Origin of the sequence: Comamonas sp. (assembly GCF_036666375.1) — a bacterium.
Taxonomy (GTDB): Bacteria; Pseudomonadota; Gammaproteobacteria; order Burkholderiales; family Burkholderiaceae_C; genus Comamonas.
Window position 1 is genome coordinate 1 of the sequence record NZ_JAVWWA010000161.1, and the last position, 7,453, is coordinate 7,453.

Here is a 7,453-nt window from a genome sequence, read left to right on the forward strand (position 1 = left end):
GCGCCGCATGGTCGGCGGCCAGGAAGACATGATTGTCGACGTGGCGCTGGACATTTTGCAGCAGCGCGCGCGCGCGGCCGCCTGATTGAAACCACAAAGAGCAGCAATGTCCAACCCCATCACAGAACAAGCCACCAGCCATCTGGTGCGCATCAACGAATCCGGCCTGGACCTGCAGGTGCACTACAACGACGTGGGCCAGGGCAATCGTGTCGTCGTCATGCTGCACGGCTCGGGCCCGGGCGCGACCGGCTGGGCCAATTTCCAGCGCAACATCGAGCCCCTGGTCGCCAAGGGCTTTCGCGTGATCCTGCTCGACTGCCCGGGCTGGGGCCGCAGCGACAGCATCGTCAACCCGGGCTCGCGCTCGGACCTGAATGCGTCGGCGCTCAAGGGCCTGCTCGATGTGCTGCAGTTGGACAAGGTCCACATCATCGGCAACTCCATGGGCGCGCACAGCGCCGTCGCGTTCGCGCTGCGCTATCCCGATCAGGTGGGCAAGCTGGTGCTGATGGGCGGGGGCACGGGCGGCCCCAGCCAGTTCGTGCCCATGCCGACCGAAGGCATCAAGCTGATCGGCGCGCTGTACCGCAATCCGACGATAGACAATCTCAGGAAGATGATGAGCGTCTTTGTCTACGACGCGAGCAGCATGACGGACGAGCTGTTCCAGCAGCGCCTGGCCAACATGCTCGCGCGCCGCGAACACCTGGAAAACTTCGTCCGGAGCAGCGAAGCCAATCCCCGGCAGTTTCCCGACTACGGCCACCGGCTGCACGAGATCAACGCCAGCACGCTGGTGATCTGGGGCCGCGACGACCGTTTCGTTCCCATGGACGTGGGCCTGCGCCTCATCTGGGGAATCCGCAACGCCGAGTTCCACGTGTTCAACCAATGCGGCCACTGGGCTCAGTGGGAGCATGCCGAGCGTTTCAATCAGCTCGTGGGCGAGTTTCTTTCGCTGCCATAAGCCCTGCGCGGCGAATTCCCCGGATTGGGCAGCGGCGCGCAAGGGTGGCAGACTGCAGTCTGTCGCCCCTTTCCGTGCAACGCCATGCCTGCCCAATCCCTCGCCCTGATCGATTCTTCCGGCCAGCCGACGCTCAGCGGCGACAGCGCCGCCGTGCCCTGGTGGAGCTTCACCAAGACCGTGCTGGCGATTGCGGCGCTGCGCCTGGTCGAGGATGGCATGCTGTGCCTCGATACGCCTATCGAGGGTGAATGCTTCACCCTGCGCCAGCTGCTGCGGCACGAGGCCGGCCTGGCAGATTACGGGCTGATCGCGCAGTACCAGGGCGATGTCGCCGCGGGCCGCACGCCGTGGTCGGTCGAACAGCTGCTCGACCGGGTCGATGTGCGCTCGTCGCGCGGCATGCCAGGGCAGGGCTGGCGCTATTCCAATGTGGGTTATCTGTATGTGGGCCGGCAGATCGCGCGGGCCATGGGCCTGGGTCTGGCCGATGCGCTCAGGACCTGCGTGTTCCAGCCCGCGGGCCTCACCAGCGCGCGGCTGGCGCGCCTGCCGCCCGATCTTGCCGACGTGAACATGGGCGACGCGTCTAGCTACCACCCCGGCTGGGTCTATCACGGCCTGGTGACCGGAACCACGCTCGATGCGGCGCGGCTGCTTGCCGCGCTGGTCCGCGGCCACCTGCTGCAGCCGGGAACGCTCGCGCAGATGTACGAGTGCCGCGCGCTGCCCGAGCACCGCTGCGCATTGCATCCCGATCCGGCCTACGGACTGGGGCTCATGCTGCATGCGCGCGACGCGCAGTCGCACCCCGTGGGCCACTCGGGCGCGGGCCCGGGCAGCCGGATCGCGGTCTATTCCCAGAGAGACATGGTCTGCGCACTGTGGCAGGCAGAGTCCATGCAATCGGACCCGGCGCATGAAGCTTTTAGAATGCTCTCCAAGTCTGAACAGGTTCCAGGAGCGGCGTGAACGATTATTTTTCCGCCGTACAGGCGGCTTTTTCCGAAGGCGGAGTGATTGCGCGCGCGCAGCCGCATTTCCGCCCGCGCAGCGGCCAGACCGAAATGGCGATCGCGGTCGCCGAAACCATTGCCGATGGGGGCGTGCTCGTGGTCGAGTCCGGCACGGGCGTGGGCAAGACCTATTCCTACCTCGTGCCCGCGCTGCTCAGCGGCAAGCGTGTGCTGATCTCCACGGCCACCAAGGCCTTGCAGGACCAGCTGTTCTCGCGCGACCTTCCGAGTCTCACGCGCATGCTGGGCCTGCCGCTGCGCATGGCCCAGCTCAAGGGCAGACCCAGCTATCTGTGCCAGCACCATCTGGGCCAGGCGCGCCAGGGACGGGGCGCACCCCAGGATCCGCAGCTGCTGCGCACGCTGGCGCGCGTCGAGGAGTGGGCGCGCGTCACGCGCACCGGAGATCTGGCCGAACTGTCGGCCGTGAGCGAAGACTCGCCCGTCTGGCCGCTGGTCACGTCGACGCGCGACAACTGCCTGGGCAGCGCCTGCCCGCAGTTCGAGCCCTGCCATCTCAACGTCGCGCGGCGCGCGGCCCTGGTTGCCGATGTGGTCGTGGTCAACCACCATCTGTTCTTTGCCGATCTGGAAGTGCGCGAGTCGGGCGTGGCCCAGCTGCTGCCCTCGGTGGGCGTGGTGGTGTTCGACGAAGCCCACCAGCTCAACGAGACCGGCATCCAGTTCGCGGGCACGCTCGTGGGCACGGCCCAGCTCCAGGGCTATGGGCGCGATTTTCTCGCGCAGACGCTCGAGCATGCGCGCGGCATGGGCGACTGGATGCAGCTGAGCGCCGATCTGGAGCGCACGGTGCGCGATCTAAGGCTCGCGGTCGGGCGCGCCGCCGTGGGCGAGCGCCTGCGCTGGCTGGGCGCCGTGCCCGACGGGCTGGACGCGCTGGCCTGGTCGCGCGCTTTCTCGGCGCTGGGCCAGGCCTTGCACGCGGCGCTGGTCGCGCTCGGCGGCGTCGAGGAAATGGCCGCAGAATTGCGCCAGCTCTATGCGCGCGGCGAAGCGCTGCTGCGCCGCCTGGCATTGTTTGGCCGCACCAGCAGCGACGACACCGTGCGCTGGCTCGATATCGGCAGCCGCCATCTGCGCATGATCGAATCGCCACTGAGCATCGCGCGCATCGTGCGCACGCGGCTGCTGCAGGAAGGCGAGGGGGCTGCGGGGGCCGAAGTCCCGCACGAGGGGCGGCCCGCGTCGTGGATCTTCACCTCGGCGACGCTGGGCGATGACGCCGCGCTCAGTTGGTTCACCGAGCCCTGCGGGCTGCGCGACGCGCGTATTTTGCGCGTCGACAGTCCGTTCGACTATGCGCAGCAGGCGGCGGTCTATGTGCCCGCGGAATTTCCCGCGCCCGGCACGCCCACGCACAGCGCCGAGGTCGCAGCGCTGGTCCAGCGTTCGGCTGAAGTGCTGGGCGGGCGCACGCTGGTGCTGACCACGACCACCAAGGCCTTGCAGGTCATAGGGGCGGCATTGCAGGCGCAGTTCGGGCTGTTTTCGGATCTCGAAGTACTGGTCCAGGGCCAGGCGCCCAAACAGCTGTTGCTCGAGCGCTTTCGCGTCGGCGCCGAGGGCGGCGGCAAGGGCTGCATCCTGGTGGCGTCGGCAACGTTCTGGGAGGGGGTCGACATGCCCGGCGATGCACTCGAGCTGGTGGTGATCGACAAGCTGCCGTTCCCGCCGCCCGATGATCCGCTGGTCGAGGCGCGTTCGCAGCAGCTCGAAGCCGTGGGCCGCAACGCGTTTCGCGACTACATGCTGCCCGAGGCGGCCATGGCCTTGAAGCAGGGCGCGGGGCGGCTGATACGCAGGGAAACCGACCAGGGCGTGCTGGTCGTGGCCGATACCCGCCTGGTCGCCAAGCCCTACGGCCGGCGGTTGCTCGCGGCGCTGCCGCCCATGCGCCGCCTGAAGACCGCGGCCGATTACGACGCCGCGCTGGCCGCGCTGGCGCTTACCAGAACTTCCACCAGGGACTCGACTTCGTGAGGCCGGCCGTGCCCGGCGTGCCGCCTTCGGGGAAGGTGGAGTCGAGCACGCGCTGGCTGTCGTCGCGCAGCTGCGTCATGCCCAGCGCGTCATACGACTTGATCAGGATCTGCAGCGCTTCGCGCACCGCGGGCACGCCTTCGTACTCTGCCAGCGCGGTCTGGGCGCGGCCGATCGCGGCCACATAGGCGCCGCGCTCATAGTAGTAGCGCGCGACATGCACTTCGTACTGGGCCAGCGAGTTGACGATATAGGTCATGCGCTGGCGTGAATCGTTGGCGTACTTGGATTCGGGGAAACGCGTCACGACCGCGCGGAAGGACTCGTACGAATCCTTGGCCGCCTGCTGGTCGCGCTCGGACAGGTCCTGGCGCGAGATCCAGGAAAACATTCCGAGGTTGTCGTTGAAGTTGACCAGGCCCTTGAGGTAGAGCGCGTAATCAGTGGCCGGGCTGGCCGGGTGCAGCTTGAGAAAGCGGTCCAACGTGGCCTGGGCCTGGGCTTTTTCGCCGGCCTTGTACTGGGCATAGGCCTTTTCGAGCTGGGCCTGCTGGGCCAGCGGCGTGCCCGCAGCGCGGCCTTCGAGTTTTTCGAACAGCGGCACGGCCTTGTCGAACGCGCCGGCCGAGACTTCGTCGCGCGCTTCGGTGTAGATCCGGTCGGGAGTCCACTTGGCCGTTGGATCTTCCTGGGTGCTGGAACAAGCCGCCAGCAAGCCCGCAGCGAGCACGGCAGGAAGAAGAGGCGAGGACAAACGCAGCATGGCAGGAAGCTTTCTGGCAATAAGGGGCATCTGGTGGTGGGCGCTCCCACGGGAGTGCCAAGGCCGATAAAGGCGCAGGATACGGCATTGTAATGTCCGCAAAGGCCCGTGCCGCGCGGGGCCTGCGGGGGGCCGCTTTGTCCCGCGGTCCCCAGGCCTTTCTACAATGCTGCCCATGTTTGTTCATTTGCGCCTGCACTCCGAGTTTTCCGTCATCGACGGAACCACCCGTATCAATTCCATCATCAAGGCAGCCGCGGCAGACGGGCAAGCTGCGATGGCGATCACCGACTACAACAACATGTTCGGCGCCATCAAGTTCTACAAGGAAGGCCGGGGCAAGGGCGTCAAGCCCTTGCTCGGCACCGAAATCCAGCTCGAGGGCGAGGACGGCGGCGCGCCGTCGCGCGTGATTCTGCTGGTACAGAACAAGGCCGGCTACCACAACCTCTGCGAGCTGCTGGCGCGCGGCTGGACGCGCAACGTCGTCAAATCCCAGGCGGTCTACACCTGGGAATGGCTGCAGGAATTGGGCGAAGGCCTGATCGTGCTGGCGGGCGCCCAGGCCGGTCCCGTGGGCCAGGCGCTGATGCGTGGCGACATGGCCGGAGCCGCCAATCTGGCGCTGCGGCTTGCAGCAATGTTTCCCCATCGCTTTTACATCGAGTTGCAACGCGCGGGCCGTGTCGACGACGAAGCCCATGTGCTCGCGGCCGCGCAGCTGGCCGCGCGTCTGAACCTGCCGGTGGTCGCGACCCACCCCATCCAGTTCTCCACGGCCGACGACTACGAAGCACACGAAGCGCGCGTGTGCATCGCCGAAGGCGAAATTCTCGGCAACCCCAAGCGCGTGCGCCGCTTCACGCGCGAGCAATACTTCAAGACCCAGGCCGAAATGCAGGCGCTGTTCGCCGACCTGCCTTCGGCCATCGCCAACAGCGTGGAGATCGCGCGCCGCTGCAGCCTGACGCTGGTGCTGGGCTCGCCGCAGCTGCCCAACTTCCCGGTGCCCGAGGGCATGACGATGGAGTCGTTCTTCCGCCAGGAATCGTTCGATGGCCTCGAAGTGCGGCTGGCGCTGCTTTATCCCGATGTCGCCAAGCGCGACCAGGAGCGCCCGCGCTATGTCGAGCGGCTCGAGTTCGAGCTCAACACCATTTTGAAGATGGGGTTTCCGGGCTACTTCCTGATCGTGGGCGACTTCATCAAGTGGGCCAAGAACAACGGCTGCCCCGTGGGGCCGGGCCGGGGCTCGGGCGCGGGCTCGCTGGTGGCCTATGTGCTCAACATCACCGATCTGGACCCGCTCGAGTACAACCTGCTGTTCGAGCGCTTCCTGAACCCGGAGCGCGTGTCGATGCCCGACTTCGACATCGACTTCTGCCAGTCCAACCGCGACCGCGTGATCGACTACGTCAAGCAGCGCTACGGCCGCGACGCCGTCAGCCAGATCGCGACCTTCGGCACCATGGCTGCGCGCGCTGCCATCCGCGACGTGGGCCGCGCGCTCGACATGAGCTACACGTTCTGCGACGGCATCTCCAAGCTGATCCCGAACAAGCCCGGACTGCATGTCACGCTCAAGTACCCGCCCAACCCGAAGAAGGAGGGCGACAAGTACACCTATGCGATCGAGGCCGAGCCCATGCTCGCCGAGCGCATCGAGAAGGAAGAGGACGTCAAGACGCTGATCGAGATGGCCCAGCGCCTCGAAGGCATGACGCGCAATATCGGCATGCACGCCGGCGGTGTGGTGATCGCTCCGGGCCGGCTGGCCGACTTCTGCCCGCTCTACCAGCAACCGGGCAGCGACTCGGCGGTGAGCCAGTTCGACAAGGACGACGTCGAGGACATCGGCCTGGTGAAGTTCGACTTTTTGGGCCTGGCCACGCTGACGATTCTCGAGATTGCGCGCGAATTCATCATGGCGCGCCACAAGGGTCAGGAAAACTTTGCCTACGAGCGCATTCCGCTCGACGACCATCCGACCTACCGGCTGTTCTCCGAAGGCAAGACGGAAGCGGTGTTCCAGTTTGAAAGCCGCGGCATGCAGGGCATGCTGCGCGACGCCAAGCCCAGCCGCCTCGAAGACCTGATCGCGCTCAACGCGCTGTACCGTCCCGGTCCCATGGACCTGATTCCCAGTTTCGTGGCGCGCAAGCACGGGCGCGAAGTCGTCGAGTACCCGCACCCCATGGTCGAGAAGGTGCTGGCCGAGACCTACGGCATCATGGTCTACCAGGAGCAGGTGATGCAGACCGCCCAGGTGCTGGGCGGCTACTCGCTGGGCGGCGCCGATCTCTTGCGCCGCGCGATGGGCAAGAAGAAGGCCGAGGAGATGGCCAAGCACCGCGAGCTGTTCCGCGAAGGCGCGGCGAAGAACGGGCTGAACCAGGAAAAGGCCGACGAAGTCTTCGACTTGATGGAGAAGTTCGCGGGCTACGGCTTCAACAAGTCGCACGCGGCCGCGTACTCGTTGCTGGCATACCACACGGGCTGGCTCAAGGTCCACTACACGGCCGAGTTCTTCTGCGCGAATATGACCGTGGAAATGGACGACACCGACAAGCTCAAGGTGCTCTACGAAGACGCGCTGAAGATGGGCCTGACCTTCGAGCCGCCGGACGTCAACCGCGGCCGCTACCGCTTCGAGCCCGTGACCGACAAGGTCATCCGCTACGGCCTGGGTGCCGTCAAGGGGGG

General features: G+C 66.4%; 6 protein-coding genes. 5 read left to right on the forward strand and 1 reads right to left on the reverse strand.

The window, feature by feature from the left end; genetic code table 11:
- The 4 genes from RR928_RS23415 to RR928_RS23430 form a co-directional block, all read left to right on the forward strand.
- On the forward strand, positions 1-85 hold an 85-nt coding region (locus tag RR928_RS23415), incomplete at its 5' end, for a hypothetical protein (RefSeq protein ID WP_332684461.1).
- 21 nt (positions 86-106) lie between these two features.
- Positions 107-970 carry an alpha/beta fold hydrolase gene (locus tag RR928_RS23420; protein ID WP_332549646.1) on the forward strand — a complete coding sequence of 288 codons (864 nt, stop codon included), beginning with the start codon at positions 107-109 and terminating at the stop codon, positions 968-970.
- Positions 971-1,054: 84 nt separating this feature from the next.
- Positions 1,055-1,942, forward strand: coding sequence for a serine hydrolase domain-containing protein (locus RR928_RS23425; protein WP_332540099.1), 888 nt, complete (start codon positions 1,055-1,057; stop codon positions 1,940-1,942).
- The gene (locus tag RR928_RS23430; protein WP_332684457.1) at positions 1,939-3,987 is read left to right on the forward strand and encodes an ATP-dependent DNA helicase; all 2,049 of its coding nucleotides are present in this window, start codon (positions 1,939-1,941) and stop codon (positions 3,985-3,987) included. The genes RR928_RS23425 and RR928_RS23430 overlap by 4 nt, the downstream gene beginning before the upstream one ends.
- On the opposite strand, the gene RR928_RS23435 is transcribed toward RR928_RS23430, so the two are convergent.
- The gene (locus tag RR928_RS23435; RefSeq protein WP_332540102.1) at positions 3,953-4,750 is read right to left on the reverse strand and encodes an outer membrane protein assembly factor BamD; all 798 of its coding nucleotides are present in this window, start codon (positions 4,748-4,750) and stop codon (positions 3,953-3,955) included. The two genes, RR928_RS23430 and RR928_RS23435, sit on opposite strands and share 35 nt — an antisense overlap.
- Before the next feature lie 175 nt (positions 4,751-4,925).
- Between RR928_RS23435 and dnaE the strand changes: the two genes are divergently transcribed.
- The coding region (dnaE, locus tag RR928_RS23440) for a DNA polymerase III subunit alpha (protein WP_332684459.1) at positions 4,926-7,453 on the forward strand (2,528 nt) is incomplete at its 3' end.